This window comes from Aromatoleum sp., assembly GCF_036675785.1.
GTDB lineage: Bacteria > Pseudomonadota > Gammaproteobacteria > Burkholderiales > Rhodocyclaceae > Aromatoleum.
This window is the reverse complement of sequence record NZ_JAKFEF010000080.1, coordinates 87,631-104,934: the sequence shown is the minus strand read 5'-3', so window position 1 is coordinate 104,934 and position 17,304 is coordinate 87,631. Positions and strand designations below refer to the sequence as shown.

Below are 17,304 nucleotides of genomic sequence, written 5' to 3'. Positions count from 1 at the left end.
TGCCGTGCTCAGGCGAGCGCCGGACACGCATCGGCCGACGCCTCGGCCCGCGCGCCGACCGCGACGAGCCGCACGCCGTTGCGCTGCGCGGTGATGTCCGCGACGATCGCGAGCGCGATTTCGGGCGGCGTGCGGCTGCCGAGCGGCAGCCCGACCGGGCCGTGCAGCCGGTCGATCTCGGCGTCGGTCAGGTCGAAGAGCTTCAGCCGCTCGCGCCGCCGCTCGCTGTTCGCGCGCGAGCCGATCGCGCCGATGTAGAACGCGTTCGTCTTCAGGGCGTCGAGCAGCGCGAGGTCGTCGAGCTTCGGGTCGTGCGTCGCGCCGACGATCACGGTGCGCCGGTCCGGGCGCAGCGCGAGCACCGCGTCGTCGGGCATCTCCGTCGTCAGCGTCGTGCCCGGCACGTGCCAGCTCGCGCGGTACTCCTCGCGCGGCTCGCTGATCGTCACCTGGTAGTCGAGCGCGAGCGCGAACTCGGCGAGGTAACGCGACAGCTGGCCGGCGCCGATGATCAGCATCCGCCAGCGCGGTCCGAACGCCGACACGAGCGTGCGGCCGTCGAACGCGACCGCCGCGTCCGGCACGTCGGCGAGGAGGTCGACGGCGCCGGTGGCGAGGTCGACGCGGCGCGCGACCATCTCGCCGCGCTCGATCTCGGCGAGCGTGTCGGCGAGCCGGTGGTCGGCGCCGAGTGGTTCGAGCACGAGTTCGAGCTTGCCGCCGCACGGCAGCCCGAAGCGGCGCGTCTGCTCGGCGGTGATGCCGTAGGTGACGTGTTCGGGTAGTGTCGGGCGCTCGGCCCGCAGGCGGTCGAGCAGGTCGTCCTCGATGCAGCCGCCCGACACCGAGCCGACGAGTCGGCCGTCGCCGGCGACCGCGAGCAGCGCCCCCTCGGGCCGCGGCGACGAGCCCCAGGTCCTGACGACGGTCGCGAGCGTGACCGGCACGCCGGCCGCGCTCCATGCGACCGCGTGGCGCAACACGTCGAGGTTGACGCTGTCCATGTCAGCCTCGCGCGTCCCACAGGCGGCGGACGAGGCGCTTCGCGAGCACCGGCGTCGCGCGGCGGCGGTAAGGCACGCTGACGGTCGTCGTCTCCATCGGCTGGATCGCGCGCCGGACGCCGCGCTCGATCGTCGCGAGCGCGGCGTCGTCGAGCGGGCGGCCGACGAGCGCGTCGAGGCCGGCGACGAGTTCCGGCCGCGACGACACGCCGGTGCAGGCGATGCGCAGCGAAGCGAGCACGTCGCCGTCGCGGGCGAGCGCGACCGCGACGCCGGCGAGCGGGAAATCGATCGCGCCGCGCACGCGCAGCTTTTCATAGCCGCTGATCCGGTTCGAAGCCAGCGGCACGGTCACCGCGAGCAGCAGCTCGTCGGTTTCGAGCGCGAGCGCGCGCATGCCGTCGTCGAGATACAGCTCCGCCAGCGGCAGCCGGCGGACGCCGCCGGGGCCGAGGATTTCGGCTTCGGCGTCGAGCGCGAGCAGCGCCGGCGCGACGTCGCCGCTGAACGCCGCGTAGCAGCGCTTCGACTTCGGCGCGACGCGGCAGGTGTCGCCGATGCGCTTGAGGCAGAAGTTGTTGCCGCGCCGCCAGTCCTCGCTCTGGTTGTAGTACTGGCAGCGCGTGTCGAGACACAGATTGCCGCCGAGCGTCGCCGCGTGACGGTGCGTCGGTCCGGCGACGGCGAGCGCGGCCTGCGCGAGCGCCGGCAGCCGCTCTTGCACCGTCGGGTCGGCCGCGAGCGCCGCGAGCGTGACGCCGGCGCCGATACGCAGCGCGTCGCCGTGGTCCTGCAGTTCGCGCAGTTCGGCGATGCCGGCGAGTTCGATCAGGACCTCGGCGTCGACGAGGCCGCGGCGCATGTTCGGCAGCAGGTCGGTGCCACCGGCGATGAAGCGGCTCGCCGGGTGCGCGCCGCGCAGAAGGATCGCGTCGCCGGCGCTGGCCGGACGCAACAGACGGAAATCGGGCAGCGCGCTCATCATGCGGCTCCTTGTTCGGCGGCCGGCACGCTCGCGCCCGCACGCGGTTGGCTGTGGATCGCGTCGAACACGCGATCCGGCGTGAAAGGCAGCGCGCGGATGCGCGTGCCGACGGCGTCCTCGATCGCGGCCGCGATCGCCGACATCACGCCGGCGAGGGGGCCTTCGCTCGCTTCCTTCGCGCCGAACGGCCCGTTCGGATCGATGCTCTCGACGATATGCACTTCGATGTCGGGCGATTCGACGATCGTCGGCACGCGGTACTCGAGCAGGCTCGCCGCCTTGTGGCGCCCGTTCTCGTAGACGGTCTCCTCCGAGATCGCCTGGCCCATCCCCATCCAGATCGCGCCCTGGACCTGGCCTTCGACCGCCATCGGGTTGATCGCGAAGCCGCAGTCGATCGCCGACCACACCTTCTCGACCGTGACCTTGCCGAGCTCGGTGTCCACGCTGACCTCGACCGCCTGCGCGGCGTACGAGAAGCCCATCGTCGAGCCGACCGCGCCGCCGCGCTGCTTGCCGCCCTGGAACTCGATCGGGCACGTGAAGAGGCCCTTGACGGTGAGCATGCCGACGTCGACGAGCGCCTCCTCGACGATGTCGTGGAACGGGATCTGGCGCGACGCATCGCCGACAACCGCGGCCGCCTCGCCGAACCAGTCGACTTCGGCTTCCGAGACTTGCAGGCGTTTCGCGGCCGCGGTGACGAGCAGCGCCTTCAGCTTGCGTGCGGCATCGGCCGCGGCGTTGCCGACCATGAAGGTCACGCGCGAGGAATACGAGCCGTTGTCCTTCGGCGTCAGCGCCGAGTCGGCCGCGACGACGCGCAGCCGGCGATGCTCGACGCCGAGCACTTCGGCGACGACCTGCGTGACGACGGTCGAGGAGCCTTGGCCGATGTCGGCCGCGCCGGTCAGGATCGTCACCGCACCGTCGAAATCGACGCGCAGTGCGATTGTCGCGTGCGGCTGGCCGGTGAAATGCACCGGTTTCGCCGACCCGCTGACGAAGTGCGAGCACGCGATGCCGATGCCGCGCTTGATCGGGCCGTCGCCGCCGGAGCGCGACGCGCGGTCGCGCCAGCCGCTCGCCTGCTCGACCCAGTCGAGGCATTCGGGCAGGCCGTAGCTCATGATCTTCAGGCCGTTGATCGTCTCGGTCGGCGCCGAGAGGAGGTTGCACCGGCGCACCGCGAACACGTCGAGTCCGAGCTCGGCGGCCATCGTGTCGAGCAGCGATTCGAACGCGAAGCGCACGTTTACCGTGCCGTGGCCGCGCATCGCGCCGCAGGGCGGGGTGTTCGTATAGACGCGGTAGCCGTCGTATTTGACCGCGGGAATGTCGTAGAGGCCGTTCAGCAGCGCGCCCGCGTAGAGGATCGACACGATCCCGTAACCGCCGTACGCGCCGCCGCGCTGCACGACTTCGGCCTCGCACGCGGTCATGCGGCCGTCGCGCGTCAGCCCGAGTTTCATCCGGATGTGGCTCTGCGGACGTCCGCGGTGCGTGAGAAAGGCTTCCTCGCGCGTCTGCAGCAGGCGCACCGTGCCGCCCGCCTCGCGGGCGAGGAGGGCCGCGATGATCTCGAAGTTCAGCGTCTCGACGCGGTGCCCGAAGCCGCCGCCGACGAACGGCTTGATGACGCGGATATAGGCGGGGTCGAGCTTCATGCATTGCGCGAGCGACGTGTGCACGTAGTACGGCACCTGCGTCACGGACCACAGCGTCAGGTGGCCGCGTTCGTTGTCCCACGAGGCGAGCGCCGCGTTCGGCTCCATCATCGCGTGGTGGATCTCGGCGCACTCGAAGGTTTCCTCGCGGATCAGGTCCGCGGCGGCGAAACCGGCGGCGCTGTCGCCGAACTCGTGATGCACCTGGCGCTCGATGTTGTCCTTCTTGTTGTCGTGCAGCAGCACGGCATCGGCGGCGCGCGCGTCGGCCGCTTCGAAGTACGCCGGCAGCTCGCGTACTTTCAGCCGGATCAGCGCGAGCGCGGCGTTCGCGGTCGCCTCGTCGATTGCGGCCACCGCGGCGACCGGCTCGCCGATGTAGCGAATGCGGCCGCGTGCGAGCGGGAATTCGTTCTGCGCGATCGGGATCACGCCATAGGGCACGTCGCAGTGCTCGCCAGTGACGATGCCGACGACGCCGGGCAGCGCGAGCGCCTCGCGGACATCGACCTCGAGCAGCTCCGCGTGCGCGTACGGGCTGCGCAGGATCTTGCCGACCAGCGCACCCTGCGCCGGCAGGTCGGCCGTGTAGCGGGCGGTGCCGTTGACCTTCTCGACGCCGTCGATGAGCGGCATGCGGACGCCGACCCCGCGCGGGGCATCCGTGGTGCCGCCGGCGCGGCGCAAGTCGCGATCGGGCGCGTTCATGCCGACACCTCCGCGCAGCGCGCCGCCGCTTCGACCGAGTCGATGATCTTCACGTAGCCGGTGCAGCGGCACAGATTGCCCCCGAGCGCGGCGCGGATCTCGTCGCGCGACGGCTGCGGTGTGCGCCGCAACAGGGCTTCGGCCGCCATGATCATGCCCGGCGTGCAGAAGCCGCACTGCGCGCCGAGCTGCTCGTGGAACGCGCGCTGCAGCCGCGACAGCGTGCCGTCCCGGCCCGCGCCCTCGATCGTCTCGACCCGTCGTCCGGCGACGCTGTGCGCGAGCGTACTGCACGCGAGCCGCGGCTCGCCGTCGACGAGCACCGTGCAGGCGCCGCACTCGCCGCCGTCGCAGCCCTGCTTCGTCCCGGTCAGGCCGAGCGCGTCGCGCAGGTAGTCGACGAGCAGCGCGTTCTCGGCGACCGCGTCCTCGCGCGGCCGGCCATTCACCCACAGGTTCAGCAAACTCTTCATCTCGCCTCCTTCTGCTCCACCCGCCGGGACCTTCCGGCGAATCGTAGATTGTTTGATATCAAATCATTGTGTGGCGATCATAACGCCTTCGCAGGCGGTGGAAAATATGAAATGGAGAACAGAAGTCGCGGCGCCGCGGACGAGCGCGAGCCGCGGTTTCTGCCGACGCTGCGGCGGCACGGGGCGCATCCGGCGGCAAACGAAGGCCGCGCGGGATGCACGCCGGCGACGGCCGTTCGCGGGCATCGAAGAAACCGGGTGCGGAGAATGGGCTTGCACGCGAATCGCCAACGGCTCGGGCACCGCCGTGCGCTCGTCGCGGCCTTCCCTTGGCCGCTACGTTGCAGTCGTACGCCGCCCGCGCCCGTGACCGTTCACACGACTTCCGCACCGGCCTGCAGCCGACGCGCCGGCGCCCCCGGGCGGCGGAATGCTATGTTGAAAGGGCCGTCCCGGCCGGCCGCAAAGGATCGCAATGAACCTGTCCCGCCTCATCCTCATCGCCGCGCTCGTCGCGGTGGCACTGCTGTTCGTGTCGGGGTCGGGCACGCGCTTCGGGCTGTGGGCGTTCCCGGTCGGCTTCCGGCTGCTGAAATGGGCGGCGTATCTCGGCCTCGGCGCCGCTGCGGTCGCGCTCGTCGGCCTCGTCGTGCCGAAGCTGCGCGCCGGTCAGGGCCCGCGGCTCGTCGTCTCGCTCGCGCTCGGGCTCGGCGTCGCGGCGGTGCCGGCGTACTGGCTCGGCGCGGCGGGCAAGCTGCCGCCGATCCACGACATCAGCACCGATCTCGCCGACCCGCCGGCCTTCGTCGCGGTGCTGCCGGCGCGCGGGCCGCAGTCGAACCCGGCCGAGCACGCCGGCGCCGCGGTCGCCGACGCGCAGCGCGCGGCCTACCCCGACATCCGGCCGCTCATTCTTGCGCTGCCGCCGGTCGACGCGTTCGCGCTCGCGCTGCGCGCGGCGCGCGCGATGGGCTGGGAGATCGTCGCGCAGGACCCGGCCGCCGGGCGGATCGAGGCGACCGCGACGACCTTGTGGTTCGGCTTCCGCGACGACGTCGTCGTGCGGGTCACGCCGGCCGATGGTGGCAGCCGGATCGACGTGCGTTCGCTGTCGCGCGTCGGCGTCGGCGACGTCGGCGCGAACGCGAAGCGCATCCGCACCTATCTGTCGAGGATCGCGGACTGACCCGCCGCCGCGTCGTGCGCGCTGCAACGGGCGCGCGGATTTCAGCGACTGCTCGTCGTGGACGTCACGCCCTCCCCCCTGGATTTGCCGTTTGCGCGGCGGGCCCCCGGCTGCCGGCGCCGGGTGTCCGGAACGCCTCGATCCCGTCAGCAACCGGTGATGCACTTCCCGTCGCCGTCGAACGTGCTCGTGCGTCCGCTCAGCGGCAGATGCATCGGCACCTTGAGGGCGTCGGCGAAGCGTGCCGTTTTCGTGCCGGGCACGAGCTTGCCGTCCTTCGTCGCGACCTCGTTCGCATGCGACGCGATCACCGCGTTCGGTTTCACCATCTCGTTGATCACGTAGGCCGCTTCCGCCGGACCGGTCGAGAACGTGCCGCCGATGTTGATCACCGCGAGCTTCGCCTTGTAGAAGCGCCCGACGACGAGGTCCTGTTCCGCGGTGACGCCGGTGTCGCCGGACAGGTAGGCGACGAGTCCGTTCGAGAATTTCAGCACGTAGCCGTTCGGGGGGCCGACGTAGGCGGTCAGGCCGTTGGCTTTCAGCGCTTCGCCGTGGCCGGGGTCGAGGAAGGCCGGGTCGAGGCCGTTGCTGTGGACGGCGGGCACGCTCGCGATCGTGACGCCGCCGACTTCGACGCTGCCGCCGAAACGCAGCGGCTGGACCTGTTTCGGATCGCCGCCGGCCGCCTTCAGCTTGTTCGCGAACAACGTGTGCATCTCGCCGCCGACGACGAGCTTCGCCTTCTTCGCGGCGGCGATGTTCGCCGTGTTCGAGTTCGGCGTCGCCTTCACCGACGCATCCGGCTTGCCGCATTCGCCGGCGTTCGCCGCCGGCTGGTGCGCGTCTCCGAGGTGGTCGCCATGGACGTGGCTCAGCAGCACCGCGTCGATCTTGCCGAGCCGCGGATCGTCCGCTCCGCGCACGGTGCGCCCGGCGTCGTAGAGGATGCGGGTGCCGTCGGGATCCTCGAAGATCATCGCGCGGTCCTGCGCGCAGAACTCGCCGTCATGGCTGCCGAGCGGCGTGACCCTGACGGTGGCGCCGCTGCCGGAGGGCTGGGAATGAACGAGGGCGGGGGCAGATGCCGCGGCTGCGAGCGCGAGCACGAAAACGGAAGGCTTCATTGTTTTTCCTCCTGCGATTCGGACGGACGGCGGAACCGAAGACCCGGTTCGAAGCTTAGACGACCGGACGCCCGACGGCCGGATCGAGGCGGTCTCCGCGGCACCATGGATCCGCAGCGACCGAATGCCGGAAAGCGGTGCCGGGGCGCCGGCGGCGCCGATGAAACAAAGGCTTGCGGGCTTGCCCGGCGTTCGCGGTTATCGTCGGGGAACCTCGGCGGGAATGCGGCGCGGCTTCGCCGATGTGATGTCGGCGAAGTCGCCGCCGGCGTCGATGACAGGGAGAAAACGCCGTGAAAGCACGGAAATCCAGCTGGGTCGGCGCGTGGTTCGACCTTGCGCGCACGACCGCGCGCGCGACTGGAAAGATCAACAAGGCGGCCGGACGCGCGACGGCGAAGCGCGCGGGGCCGGCGCTGCGCAAGGCGGCGACGACGATGTTGACCGGCGTCGTGACGCCGACGCCCGCGCCGTTGCCGGCCGCGCGCGGCGGCGGGCGCTGGGAGGACGGGCGCTGGGGGCTCGGACCGATGGCGATGCGCCGCTACCGGCTGTATCTGCCGCCCGGCATCCGCCGCCCGGTGCCGCTCGTCGTGCTCTTGCACGGCTGCGGGCAGGATTCGGCGAGCTTCGCGGCGACGACGCGGGCGGCGGCGAACGCACGCGCCGGCGGCTACGCGGTGCTGCTGCCGGAGCAGGCGTCCGAGGCGAACCCGAACCGCTGCTGGAACTGGTTCGGGCGCGAGGTCGTCGTCGCGACCGAAGCGGGCATCGTCAAGGCGATCATCGACCACGTCTGCAACGTGCAGCCGCTGCGGCGGGACCGCGTGTTCGCCCTCGGGCTGTCGGCGGGCGGCGCGATGTCGCTGACGCTAGCGCTGCGCTACCCCGATCTCTTCGCCGCGGTCGGCACGCATTCCGGCGCGGTGCCGCACAGCGCGTCGTCGGCGTTGCAGGCCGGCCAAGCGATGCGGGGCCGGCGCTCGCCCGAGCTCGCCCACCTGCGGCACCGGCTCGCCGGGCGTCGCCTGCCGCCGCTCTTCGTGATCCACGGCGAGGGCGACCGCAGCGTCGCGTGGTCGAACGCGGAGGAATCCGTCGCGCTGTGGCTCGGGCTGCTCGCGCCCACGCCCGCGAGCGCGGCCGCCGCGCGGGCGACGCAGCGCGGCGCTCGCCACGCGTACAGCGTCACCGACTGGAAGCGGGATCGACGGGTCTACGTGCGCTTGATCCGCGTCGCCGGGCTCGGCCACGCGTGGAGCGGCGGGGCGGCGAAACAGGCGTTCTCCGACCCGCGCGGCCCGGACGCGCTGAAGCTCGCGTGGCGCTTCTTCGAGGCTTGCATGGCCTGAGCGCGGATCGATGCGGGCGACGGCCGTGACCGCCCGCACCTCCCGTTGCCGCCGGCCGCCGTGCCGGCGGGCGTCGAGGGACGTGGCGCGGGCGGATCCGGAAAGCCTCCCGGCGTCATTCCTCCTCGGGCGGTGCCTCGCCCGGTTCCGCGTCCGGGTCGCTGTTGCCGGTCCGGATCAGCGCCGGCAGCGCGTCGGGGCCGCGGCGGTCCTCGGGCAGCGACTCGACGCCCGACAGGTCCGGCAGCCGGTGCGCGATGCCGACGTGGCAGTCGATGCAGGTGCGCGCGCCGCTCGACAACGACGTGGAATGCGCGCGCGTCGCCCGCGGGCTCTGGCGTGTGAAGTCCATGTATTCGAACTTGTGGCAGTTGCGGCATTCGAGCGAGTTGTTCGCCTTCAGCCGTGCCCACTCGTTCGACGCGAGCTGCAGCCGCATCGCCTCGAACTTCTCCGGCGTGGCGACGGTGCCGAACACCTTGCCCCAGACTTCCTTCGACGCCTGCATCTTGCGCGCGATCTTCGACGTCCAGCGGTGCGGCACGTGGCAGTCCGGACAGGTCGCGCGCACGCCGCTGCGGTTCGTGAAGTGGATGGTGCCCTGCAGCTCCTGATAGACGTTGTCGTGCATCTCGTGGCACCCGATGCAGAACGTCTCGGTGTTCGTCGCCTCGAGGATCGTGTTGAAGCCGCCCCAGAACAGCACGCCGCCGATGAAGCCGCCGACGGTCAGGAAGCCGAGGCTGTAGTGGACCGCAGGGCGCCGGATCACCTGCCAGTATCGGCGCAGCAGCCCGATCATCGCGGCCCCGGCGACTGCGGCGCGGCCTGGCGCGGCGCGCTGCGCGGCACCGACGGCGAGCCGCTGCGGCGCAGCATCGTCTCGACGTCGGTGAAGCGGTTCTCGACGAGCGGCGTCACCGCCGCCTGCGGCACGTGGCATTGCAGGCAGAAGTAGCGCCGCGGCGACAGCTCGGCGAGGTGGTTGCCGTCACGGTCCTGGAAATGCGTGACGCTGATCATCGGCGCCTGGCTCTGCTCGGTGCGCGTGCGCGCGTGGCAGAACATGCAGCGGTTCGCGTTGCGGTCGAGCTGGTAGCCCTCGATCTTGTGCGGCACGACCGGCGGCTGCATCGCGTACGCGCGCGAGCGGCGCACGTCGCTGTTGTCCGGGTTCGTGAGCGGCGGCGGCGTCGCTTCCTCGGGGATCGGCGTCGTGCCGCGCATGCGGTCGTAATGCCCGGGGAGGTCCGCGGGGACCGCGCGCTGCGCGAGCGCGACGCCGGATGCGGCGGCCAGCGCGACCGCGAGCGCCGCGACGCGCGCGAGGGCTGCGAGGAGGGCGCCGGCCGGGAGGGAAGAGCCGGGGCGGGAGGGGCGGTGCCGCCGCGCGACGGGAGACGGTGAGCGCATCGCTTTCTCCTAGACCCTGCGGATATTCACCGCGCACTTCTTGAAATCCGTCTGCAGCGAGATCGGACAGGTCGCGTCGAGCGTCACCTTGTTGATCAGCTGGCTCGCGTCGAACCACGGCACGAACACGAGGCCCGGCGGCGGCTTGTCGCGCCCGCGCGTCTCGACGCGCGTCTTCATCGCGCCGCGCCGCGACACGATCTCGATCTCGTCGCCGCGGCGCACGCCGAGCTTGCGTGCGTCCTCGGGGTGCATGTAGCACACCGCGTTCGGCACCGCGCGGTAGAGCTCGGGCACGCGCCGCGTCATCGAGCCCGAATGCCAGTGCTCGAGCACGCGGCCGGTGCACAGCCAGTACGGGAATTCCTTGTCCGGCTCCTCGGCGGCGGGCTCGTACGGCAGCGCGTAGATCACCGCCTTGCCGTCGGGGTTGCCGTAGAAATACACGCCCTGGCCGGCCTTCACGTAGGGGTCGTAGCCTTCGCGGTAGCGCCAGCGCGTCTCCTTGCCGTTGACGACCGGCCAGCGCAGGCCGCGCACTTCGTGATAGGTGTCGAACGGCGCGAGGTCGTGGCCGTGACCGCGGCCGAACTCGGCGTATTCCTCGAACAGGCCCTTCTGCAGGTAGAAGCCGAACGCGTCGAGTTCGTCGTTCAGGTAGCCGCGCGCGAGGTCGGTCTTCGGGAAACGGTCGACCGCGCCGTTCCGGAACAGCAGGTCGAACAGCGTCTTGTCGCGCCATTGCGGCGCCTGGTCGACGAGCTCCTTCGGCCACACTTCATCGACGCGGAAGCGCTTCGAGAACTCGACGAGCTGCCACAGGTCGGAGCGCGCCTGCCCCGGCGCCTTCACGAGCTGGTGCCAGAACTGCGTGCGCCGCTCGGCGTTGCCGTACGCGCCTTCCTTCTCGACCCACATCGCGGTCGGCAGCACGAGGTCGGCGGCGAGCGTCGTCACCGTCGGATACGCGTCGGAAACGACGACGAAGTTCTGCGGGTTGCGGTAGCCCGGCCACGCCTCCTGCATGATGTTCGGCGCCGCCTGCATGTTGTTGTTGCACATCACCCAGTACGCGTTGAGCTTGCCGTCCTTCAGCATGCGGTTCTGCAGCACCGCGTGGAAGCCGGGCTTGTCGGGGATCGTCCCCGGCGGCAGCTTCCAGATCTTCTCGGCAATCGCGCGGTGCTCGGGCTTCGTGACGACCATGTCGGCGGGCAGCCGGTGCGAGAAGGTGCCGACTTCGCGCGCGGTGCCGCACGCCGACGGCTGGCCGGTCAGCGAGAACGGGCCGTTGCCGGGCGCGGAGATCTTGCCGGTCAGCAGATGCACGTTGTAGAGCAGGTGGCTGCACCAGGTGCCGCGCGTGTGCTGGTTGAAGCCCATCGTGAAGTACGAGACGACGCTTTTCGCGGGGTCGGCGTACAGCTCGGCGAGCCGTTCGAGCCGCTCCTTCGGCACGTTCGACAATTTCGCGACGCTGTCGAGGTCGTACTTCGCGACGAACGCCGCGTACTCGTCGAAGCTCATCGGCTTGCCGCCGCCCGGGTCGCCGACGTTCTTCGCCTGCTGCAGCGGATGCTCCGGCCGCAGGCCGTAGCCGATGTCGGCGTTGCCGAGCACGAAGCGCGTGTTGCGATTGACGAACTCGCGATTGACCTTGCCGCTGCGGATGATGTGGTTCGCGATGTAGTTCATGATCGCGAGGTCGGTCTGCGGCCGGAACGTCATCGTGAAGTCGGCGAGGTCGTAGCAGCGGTGCTCGAACACCGACAGTACCGCGACCTCGACGTGCGGCGCCGACAGTCGCCGGTCGGTCACGCGAGTCCACAGGATCGGGTGCATCTCGGCCATGTTCGCACCCCACAGCACGAACGCGTCGGTCTGCTCGATGTCGTCGTAGCAGCCCATCGGCTCGTCCATGCCGAAAGTTCGCATGAAGCCGGCGACCGCGGAGGCCATGCAGTGGCGCGCGTTCGGGTCGATGTTGTTCGAGCGGAAGCCGGCCTTGTAGAGCTTCGACGCCGCATAGCCTTCCCACACCGTCCATTGGCCCGATCCGAACATGCCGACCGCGGTCGGGCCCTTGTCCTTCAGCGCCTTCTTGAACTGCTCGGCCATCACGTCGAACGCGCGCTCCCACGACACCGGCTGCAGCTCGCCGTTCTTGTCGTACTGCCCGTTCGTTTGGCGCAGCAGTGGCTCGGTCAGCCGGTCCGCGCCGTACATGATCTTCGACAGGAAGTAGCCCTTGACGCAGTTGATGCCGCGATTGACTTCGGCGTTGATGTCGCCATGCGTCGCGACGACCTGGCCGTCCTTGACGCCGACATTGACGCCGCAGCCGACGCCGCAGAAGCGGCACGGCGCCTTGTCCCACTTCAGCTGGGTCAGCAGGCGCTCGGTGACGATGTTCTGCCCGAGCGCGTCGGGCGGCAGGCCCGCGGCGGCCGCGGTCGCCGCGGCGGCCGAGTGCTTAATGAACTCCCGGCGGGTCAGTTTCATTGGACATTTCCTCCTCCATCGCGCCGACGGATTCGGCGTGCTGGTATACGAGTGCGACGTTCAGGACGCCCGGCAGCGCGCGGATGCGGTCGATCCGGTCGACGACTTCGGCGGCCGTCGCGCATTCGGCGACGACGACGAGCCGGCCGTCGGCGACCGACGGCACTTCGAGTCCCGGCATCGCGCGCACCGCGTCGGCGATGCCCGCGCAGGCCGCGCGGCGCACCTGGACGAGGATGCCGGCGATGTGGATTTCGGCGGGCGGCGCGGGGGCGGCGATCGGCATCATGCGGTCGGGAGCTGCCCGCTCAGCAGCTGGAACATCCACATCGCGAAACCGTACCCACCGACGATGAGGATCGCGAGCACCGGGGCCATCACGATCGCGAGGAACAGGAAGCTGCGCAGTTCTTCCTGCCGGGTCGAACGGGCGGTCGGTTGCGGGGCCATGTCATTGCTCCGGTCGAGGACGACGCGGCGGGCATGAGCGCGCAAACCGCCGCCGGCGTCGGCGCGACGCGCTGCAATCGCCGTTCCCGCCCCGGGCGGCGCGGCGTGCGGAGTGCGGGGCGGTCCGTGCGGACCAAAGGCCGGAGTCGCGCCGCGGCGGCGGGTGCCGGGGCCCGTGCCATGCCGGGCGCCGCGACGGGCGGTCAGGGCGGGCTTGCAGGATGTGCAAAAACTGCCGGAAATTCTTGCAACGCTTCCGGCCCGCAGCGCGGCGCCGGCCGGCTAGGCTCCCGCCGGCGCGACGTCCGCGCCGCGTTCGGCGAGCAGTTCGCGCAGGATCGAGCGGTGGCAGTGCGCCTCGTTCTCGCAGTAGCAGCCGACCGAGAAATTCGTCTGGCGCGACAGCGCGGCGAGCACGTCGAGCGCGTGGCTGTGCTCCGTCGTCGCCATCTCGGCCTTGTAGTGCTTCGCGAACGCCTGCCAGTCGGCGGGCGTCGTCGCGTGCTGCGCGAGCTTCACGGTTTCGGGGCTCGGCGACAGGTTCGGAAACCACACGTCGTACCAGTCGTGCGACGCGAAGTCGGTTTTCGGCACGCCGCGCGGCGGGCGCCTCACCGTGCCGATCCGCAAGCCTTCGTCCTTCGCCCGGGGTGTGCCAAGCCGCACGATTCGCACCACCATGTCGTCGTCCCTCCGCGCGTCGTCCTGCCGATACGTGGCAATCGGACGAGCAGTGCGCGGCGCCAGCGCCGGCCGCTTGCGCTCAATCGCTCGCCCCGAACTCCTTATAGACCTTCTCCACCGCTTCTGCGCCGTAGCGCCGTTCGAGGCGCCGTACGACGAAGTGTCCGCGCGCCATGTCCTGGAAATGGTCGATGAACAAGGTGTTGATGATGGCGCCGCCGATCGCGCCGACGACCGGCACCGCCTGGGCCGCCACTTTCTGCGAGACGTTGATCGAGAAGCGCGACGCGACCTGCGCGATCAGCTGGACGATCGCCGGCGCACCCTTGTGCAGCGCGCCCCGCTGCGCGAAGTGGCGCGCCGCGTCCGAGACCGCGCGCGCCATCGCCGCGCGCGCGGCGAAGTAGCCGGCTTCGGCCGCGTCGTCCTTGCCCGACCGCCCGCCGAGCGCGAGCACCTGCACGCATTGCAGCCGCGCCTCGGCGCTCGCGAGGTCCTCGCCCTCGCTGCGCGCGATGTCGGCGATCGAGCGCAGCATGATCGTCGTCGACAGCGGCAGTTCGATCGCGAGCGCGGCGAGCCCGAACGCGCCGCCCGCCGCGCCGGCGGTGCCCGCCGCGATCTTGTGCCAGCGGTTCGATGGCGACGGCGCGGCGCCGGCTGCGGCCGCGTCGAGCGTGCGCAGCGCGACGTCGAGCGAGGTCGCGATCGCCCGCCGCGTCGCGTCGTTCACCGCGTCGCTCCAGCGCTTGGGCAGCATCGCGAAGCCGCGTTCGAGCGGCGAGCCGACGACGTCGCTGATCTTCGCCGCGAGCCCCGGGTTTTCGAGGAGCACGCGCGCGGCGCGCAGGTCGTCGAGGTCCTTCGAAGTCAATGGCATCCGCAGCTCCGGTAACAGCTGTCAGAGGTTCGGCGGCGACGCCGGTTCCCGCGCGGGGCCCCGCAGCCGTCGCGCATCAATGGTCGCGTTGCTTCGCCGTTCGCGCCGGTTTATCTTCCCGGGCTTTGCGATTGCCGCCCTGTCTTGCCGTGGAACCCCCCGATGACGATCCGCCCGACGCGCACCCCGCGTCCGACTCCCGCCCGCCTTCCGGCCGCCGCGCCGGCCCGCGGCCGATGAGCGCCCAGCTCGGGCTCGGCCTGCGCGATGTCGCGGCGCTCGGCCAGGTGTTCACGCCCGACGCGGTCGTGCAGGCGATGCTGCGGCTGCGGCGCAACCGCGGGCGCACGCTCGAGCCCGCCTGCGGCGACGGCGCGTTCCTGCGCCATCTGCCGGACACGGTCGGCATCGAGTTCGACGCCGCGCACTGCCCGCCCGGCGCGCTGAACGTCGATTTCTTCGCGTACCCGGTCGCCGAGCAGTTCGACACGATCCTCGGCAATCCGCCGTACGTGCGCTTCCAGGACATTCCCGCCGCCACGCGCAAGCTGCTCGTCGCCGAGCATTTCGACGGCCGCTCGAACCTGTACCTCTTCTTCATCGAGAAGTGCGTGCGCCACCTCGCGCCCGGCGGCGAGCTGATCTTCATCACGCCGCGCGACTTCCTGAAGGTCACGTCGGCGGTCAAGCTCAACCGGCTGCTGTTCGCGAGCGGCACGATCACCGACGCGATCGAGCTCGGCGATGCGCGCGTGTTCGACGACGCGGTGCCGAACTGCCTGATCTGGCGCTTCGAGAAGGGCCGGTTCGACCGCGCGATGCGTCACGCCGAGATCGGCATCGCCGACGACCTCGCCGCCGCGCTCGCCGCGCCGCGCTGGCAGACACGCCATCTGATCGAATGCGCGGGGCACCTGATGTTCGCGCGCGGCGACTATCCGCTGCGGCTGTCGGACGTCGCGTTCGTCAAGGTCGGCGCGGTGTCGGGCGCCGACGACCTGTATGCCGATGCGGTCCCCGGCAATCGCGACTTCGTCTGCTCGTCGACGGTCAGGACCGGCGAGACGCGGCGGATGCTGTGGGTCGCGCCCGAGGACCCGCCGCCGCCCGCGCTGCAGCCACATAAGGCGCGGCTGATCGCGCGTCGCGTGCAGCCGTTCGACGAATCGAACTGGTGGCACTGGGGGCGCGGCTACTACCAGTCGGAGCGGCCGCGCGTGTACGTGAACGGCCGCACGCGCGCGCCGCAGCCGTTTTTCCTGCACGACTGCCGGCACTACGACGGATCGGTGCTCGCGGTCTTCCCGCGGTGCGAGGACGTGGATCCCGCCGCGTTGCGCGACGCGCTGAACGCCGTCGACTGGGCCGACCTCGGCTTCGTCTGCGACGGCCGCTTCCTGTTTTCGCAGCGCAGCCTCGAAAATGCGCCGCTACCGGAGCACTTTCGCGCGTTCGCGGCGGTCTGAGCCATACGGGAATGCGGGACGACTGCGTAGTGTAAGATTGGCCGCAATTCAAATTGCCGCGGCGCGTTCGCGGTCTTTTCCGGGAAATTTTTCCATGGTGCCTCATCTGACTACCGCCTTGAGCGGCCCGCTGCTGGAACTGGAAAAGCGCTTCCTCGACCAGGCGACCGAAATCGAGCGCTGGATGCGCGCGCAGTGGCAGGATCATCTGCCGCCGTTCTACGGTTCCACGGACCTGCGCAACTCGGGCTTCAAGCTCGCGCCCGTCGACCTGAATCTCTTCCCGGGCGGCTTCAACAACCTCAACGACGCGTTCATGCCGCTGTGCGTGCAGGCGGCGCAGGCGGCGATCGAACGGATGTGCCCCGACGCGCGCGAGCTGCTGCTGATTCCCGAGAACCACACGCGCAACCAGTTTTACCTGCAGAACGTCGCGAAACTCGTGTCGGTGCTCGAGCTGACCGGGCTCGACGTGCGCATCGGCTCGCTGCTGCCCGAGATCAACGCGCCGACGACGCTCGAACTCGCCAACGGCAGTTCGCTGACGCTCGAGCCGCTCGAACGGCGCGGCGGCCGGATCGGCCTCGCGGGCTTCGAGCCCTGCGCGGTGCTGCTCAACAACGACCTGTCGGGCGGCGTGCCGCCCATCCTCAAAGGCCTCGACGACCAGTGGCTGATCCCGCCGCTGCACGCGGGCTGGCACGCGCGCCGCAAGTCGGTCCACGCCGCCGCCTACGACCGTGTCGCGCGCGAATTCGCCGAGCTGATCGGCATCGACCCGTGGCGCATCAATCCCGAATTCGGCGTCTGCGGCCAAATCAACTTCCAGGAGCGCACCGGCGAAGAATGCCTTGCCGACCAGGTCGACGGGCTGTTGCGCCGCATCCGCGACAAATACCGCGAGTACGGCATCACGGAGACGCCGTTCGTCGTCGTCAAGGCCGACGCGGGCACCTACGGGATGGGCGTGATGACGGTGCGCGACGCGTCCGAAGTGCGCGGCCTGAATCGTCGCCAGCGCAACAAGATGAGCGTCGTCAAGGAAGGCCTCGAAGTGCATGAGGTCATCATCCAGGAAGGCGTGCACACCTTCGAGACCGTCGACGACGCGGTCGCCGAGCCGGTCGTCTACATGATCGATCACTACGTCGTCGGTGGCTTCTATCGCGTGCATACCGAACGCGCGCGCGACGAGAACCTCAACGCGCCGGGCATGCACTTCAAGCCGCTCGCATTCGAAACCTGCTGCTCGCTGCCCGACTGCCGCCAGGGCCCGGACGCGGCGCCGAACCGCTTCTATGCGTACGGCGTCGTCGCGCGCCTCGCGCTGCTCGCCGCGTCCGTCGAGATCGAGGAAACCGCGCCCGCCGAAGCCGAACTCGTCGCCTGAACGGACGGCGCGAGTCG

The 17,304-nt window shown here is 70.5% G+C and carries 16 protein-coding genes; 4 read left to right on the top strand and 12 right to left on the bottom strand.

The features are described from left to right. Positions 1-8 precede the first annotated feature (8 nt). Genes V6M37_RS17780 through hcrC form a run of 4 tightly spaced genes read right to left on the bottom strand, consistent with a single transcriptional unit; the run spans position 9 to position 4,837 of the window. Positions 9-1,004 carry an XdhC family protein gene (locus V6M37_RS17780; RefSeq protein ID WP_332675591.1) on the bottom strand — a complete coding sequence of 332 codons (996 nt, stop codon included), beginning with the start codon at positions 1,002-1,004 and terminating at the stop codon, positions 9-11. A 1-nt stretch (position 1,005) separates the two neighbouring features. Then, positions 1,006-1,986 carry a 4-hydroxybenzoyl-CoA reductase subunit beta gene (hcrB, locus tag V6M37_RS17775; RefSeq protein ID WP_332675589.1) on the bottom strand — a complete coding sequence of 327 codons (981 nt, stop codon included), beginning with the start codon at positions 1,984-1,986 and terminating at the stop codon, positions 1,006-1,008. Next, positions 1,986-4,364 (bottom strand): 4-hydroxybenzoyl-CoA reductase subunit alpha, encoded by a 2,379-nt coding sequence (gene hcrA / locus V6M37_RS17770; protein ID WP_332675587.1) that lies wholly within the window; start codon positions 4,362-4,364, stop codon positions 1,986-1,988. Before hcrA ends, hcrB begins: the two co-directional genes overlap by 1 nt. Continuing rightward, on the bottom strand, positions 4,361-4,837 hold the full coding sequence (hcrC, locus tag V6M37_RS17765) for a 4-hydroxybenzoyl-CoA reductase subunit gamma (protein WP_332675585.1): 477 nt from the start codon (positions 4,835-4,837) through the stop codon (positions 4,361-4,363). Before hcrC ends, hcrA begins: the two co-directional genes overlap by 4 nt. Before the next feature lie 475 nt (positions 4,838-5,312). On the opposite strand from hcrC, the gene V6M37_RS17760 reads away from it, so the two are divergent. Further along, positions 5,313-6,023, top strand: coding sequence for a DUF1499 domain-containing protein (locus tag V6M37_RS17760; RefSeq protein ID WP_332675583.1), 711 nt, complete (start codon positions 5,313-5,315; stop codon positions 6,021-6,023). A gap of 146 nt (positions 6,024-6,169) precedes the next feature. On the opposite strand, the gene V6M37_RS17755 is transcribed toward V6M37_RS17760, so the two are convergent. Further along, the gene (locus tag V6M37_RS17755) at positions 6,170-7,150 is read right to left on the bottom strand and encodes an MBL fold metallo-hydrolase (protein ID WP_332675580.1); all 981 of its coding nucleotides are present in this window, start codon (positions 7,148-7,150) and stop codon (positions 6,170-6,172) included. A 293-nt stretch (positions 7,151-7,443) separates the two neighbouring features. Here V6M37_RS17755 and V6M37_RS17750 point away from each other — a divergent pair, with 293 nt between their 5' ends. Continuing rightward, on the top strand, positions 7,444-8,502 hold the full coding sequence (locus V6M37_RS17750) for an extracellular catalytic domain type 1 short-chain-length polyhydroxyalkanoate depolymerase (RefSeq protein ID WP_332675578.1): 1,059 nt from the start codon (positions 7,444-7,446) through the stop codon (positions 8,500-8,502). 115 nt (positions 8,503-8,617) lie between these two features. On the opposite strand, the gene V6M37_RS17745 is transcribed toward V6M37_RS17750, so the two are convergent. The 7 genes from V6M37_RS17745 to V6M37_RS17715 form a co-directional block, all read right to left on the bottom strand. Next, positions 8,618-9,304: a cytochrome c3 family protein gene (locus V6M37_RS17745; protein ID WP_332675576.1), complete on the bottom strand. Its 687-nt coding sequence runs from the start codon at positions 9,302-9,304 to the stop codon at positions 8,618-8,620. Next, a complete protein-coding gene (locus tag V6M37_RS17740; protein ID WP_332675574.1) occupies positions 9,301-9,915 on the bottom strand; it encodes a nitrate reductase cytochrome c-type subunit in 615 nt (204 codons plus the stop codon). The genes V6M37_RS17745 and V6M37_RS17740 overlap by 4 nt, the downstream gene beginning before the upstream one ends. A gap of 9 nt (positions 9,916-9,924) precedes the next feature. Beyond that, a complete protein-coding gene (gene napA / locus V6M37_RS17735; protein ID WP_332675572.1) occupies positions 9,925-12,417 on the bottom strand; it encodes a periplasmic nitrate reductase subunit alpha in 2,493 nt (830 codons plus the stop codon). Next, positions 12,389-12,706, bottom strand: coding sequence for a chaperone NapD (locus V6M37_RS17730; protein WP_332675570.1), 318 nt, complete (start codon positions 12,704-12,706; stop codon positions 12,389-12,391). Before V6M37_RS17730 ends, napA begins: the two co-directional genes overlap by 29 nt. Further along, a complete protein-coding gene (locus V6M37_RS17725; RefSeq protein WP_332675568.1) occupies positions 12,703-12,867 on the bottom strand; it encodes a periplasmic nitrate reductase, NapE protein in 165 nt (54 codons plus the stop codon). The genes V6M37_RS17730 and V6M37_RS17725 overlap by 4 nt, the downstream gene beginning before the upstream one ends. 282 nt (positions 12,868-13,149) lie before the next feature. Further along, on the bottom strand, positions 13,150-13,548 hold the full coding sequence (locus V6M37_RS17720) for a DUF488 domain-containing protein (protein ID WP_332675566.1): 399 nt from the start codon (positions 13,546-13,548) through the stop codon (positions 13,150-13,152). A gap of 82 nt (positions 13,549-13,630) precedes the next feature. Continuing rightward, positions 13,631-14,431 (bottom strand): EcsC family protein, encoded by an 801-nt coding sequence (locus V6M37_RS17715; protein ID WP_332675564.1) that lies wholly within the window; start codon positions 14,429-14,431, stop codon positions 13,631-13,633. Between the two features lie 236 nt (positions 14,432-14,667). On the opposite strand from V6M37_RS17715, the gene V6M37_RS17710 reads away from it, so the two are divergent. Together V6M37_RS17710 and gshA are read left to right on the top strand one after the other, a co-directional pair. Then, on the top strand, positions 14,668-15,897 hold the full coding sequence (locus tag V6M37_RS17710; RefSeq protein WP_332675562.1) for a class I SAM-dependent methyltransferase: 1,230 nt from the start codon (positions 14,668-14,670) through the stop codon (positions 15,895-15,897). Between the two features lie 94 nt (positions 15,898-15,991). Next, the gene (gshA, locus tag V6M37_RS17705) at positions 15,992-17,287 is read left to right on the top strand and encodes a glutamate--cysteine ligase (RefSeq protein WP_332675560.1); all 1,296 of its coding nucleotides are present in this window, start codon (positions 15,992-15,994) and stop codon (positions 17,285-17,287) included. Positions 17,288-17,304 lie beyond the last annotated feature (17 nt).

Coding starts and splice junctions, on each gene's coding strand:
- V6M37_RS17780 (WP_332675591.1), bottom strand. CDS start 1,004: ATGGACAGCGTCAACCTCGACGTGTTGCGCCACGCGGTCGCATGGAGC.
- hcrB (WP_332675589.1), bottom strand. CDS start 1,986: ATGAGCGCGCTGCCCGATTTCCGTCTGTTGCGTCCGGCCAGCGCCGGC.
- hcrA (WP_332675587.1), bottom strand. CDS start 4,364: ATGAACGCGCCCGATCGCGACTTGCGCCGCGCCGGCGGCACCACGGAT.
- hcrC (WP_332675585.1), bottom strand. CDS start 4,837: ATGAAGAGTTTGCTGAACCTGTGGGTGAATGGCCGGCCGCGCGAGGAC.
- V6M37_RS17760 (WP_332675583.1), top strand. CDS start 5,313: ATGAACCTGTCCCGCCTCATCCTCATCGCCGCGCTCGTCGCGGTGGCA.
- V6M37_RS17755 (WP_332675580.1), bottom strand. CDS start 7,150: ATGAAGCCTTCCGTTTTCGTGCTCGCGCTCGCAGCCGCGGCATCTGCC.
- V6M37_RS17745 (WP_332675576.1), bottom strand. CDS start 9,304: ATGATCGGGCTGCTGCGCCGATACTGGCAGGTGATCCGGCGCCCTGCG.
- V6M37_RS17740 (WP_332675574.1), bottom strand. CDS start 9,915: ATGCGCTCACCGTCTCCCGTCGCGCGGCGGCACCGCCCCTCCCGCCCC.
- napA (WP_332675572.1), bottom strand. CDS start 12,417: ATGAAACTGACCCGCCGGGAGTTCATTAAGCACTCGGCCGCCGCGGCG.
- V6M37_RS17730 (WP_332675570.1), bottom strand. CDS start 12,706: ATGATGCCGATCGCCGCCCCCGCGCCGCCCGCCGAAATCCACATCGCC.
- V6M37_RS17725 (WP_332675568.1), bottom strand. CDS start 12,867: ATGGCCCCGCAACCGACCGCCCGTTCGACCCGGCAGGAAGAACTGCGC.
- V6M37_RS17720 (WP_332675566.1), bottom strand. CDS start 13,548: ATGGTGGTGCGAATCGTGCGGCTTGGCACACCCCGGGCGAAGGACGAA.
- V6M37_RS17715 (WP_332675564.1), bottom strand. CDS start 14,431: ATGCCATTGACTTCGAAGGACCTCGACGACCTGCGCGCCGCGCGCGTG.
- V6M37_RS17710 (WP_332675562.1), top strand. CDS start 14,668: ATGAGCGCCCAGCTCGGGCTCGGCCTGCGCGATGTCGCGGCGCTCGGC.
- gshA (WP_332675560.1), top strand. CDS start 15,992: ATGGTGCCTCATCTGACTACCGCCTTGAGCGGCCCGCTGCTGGAACTG.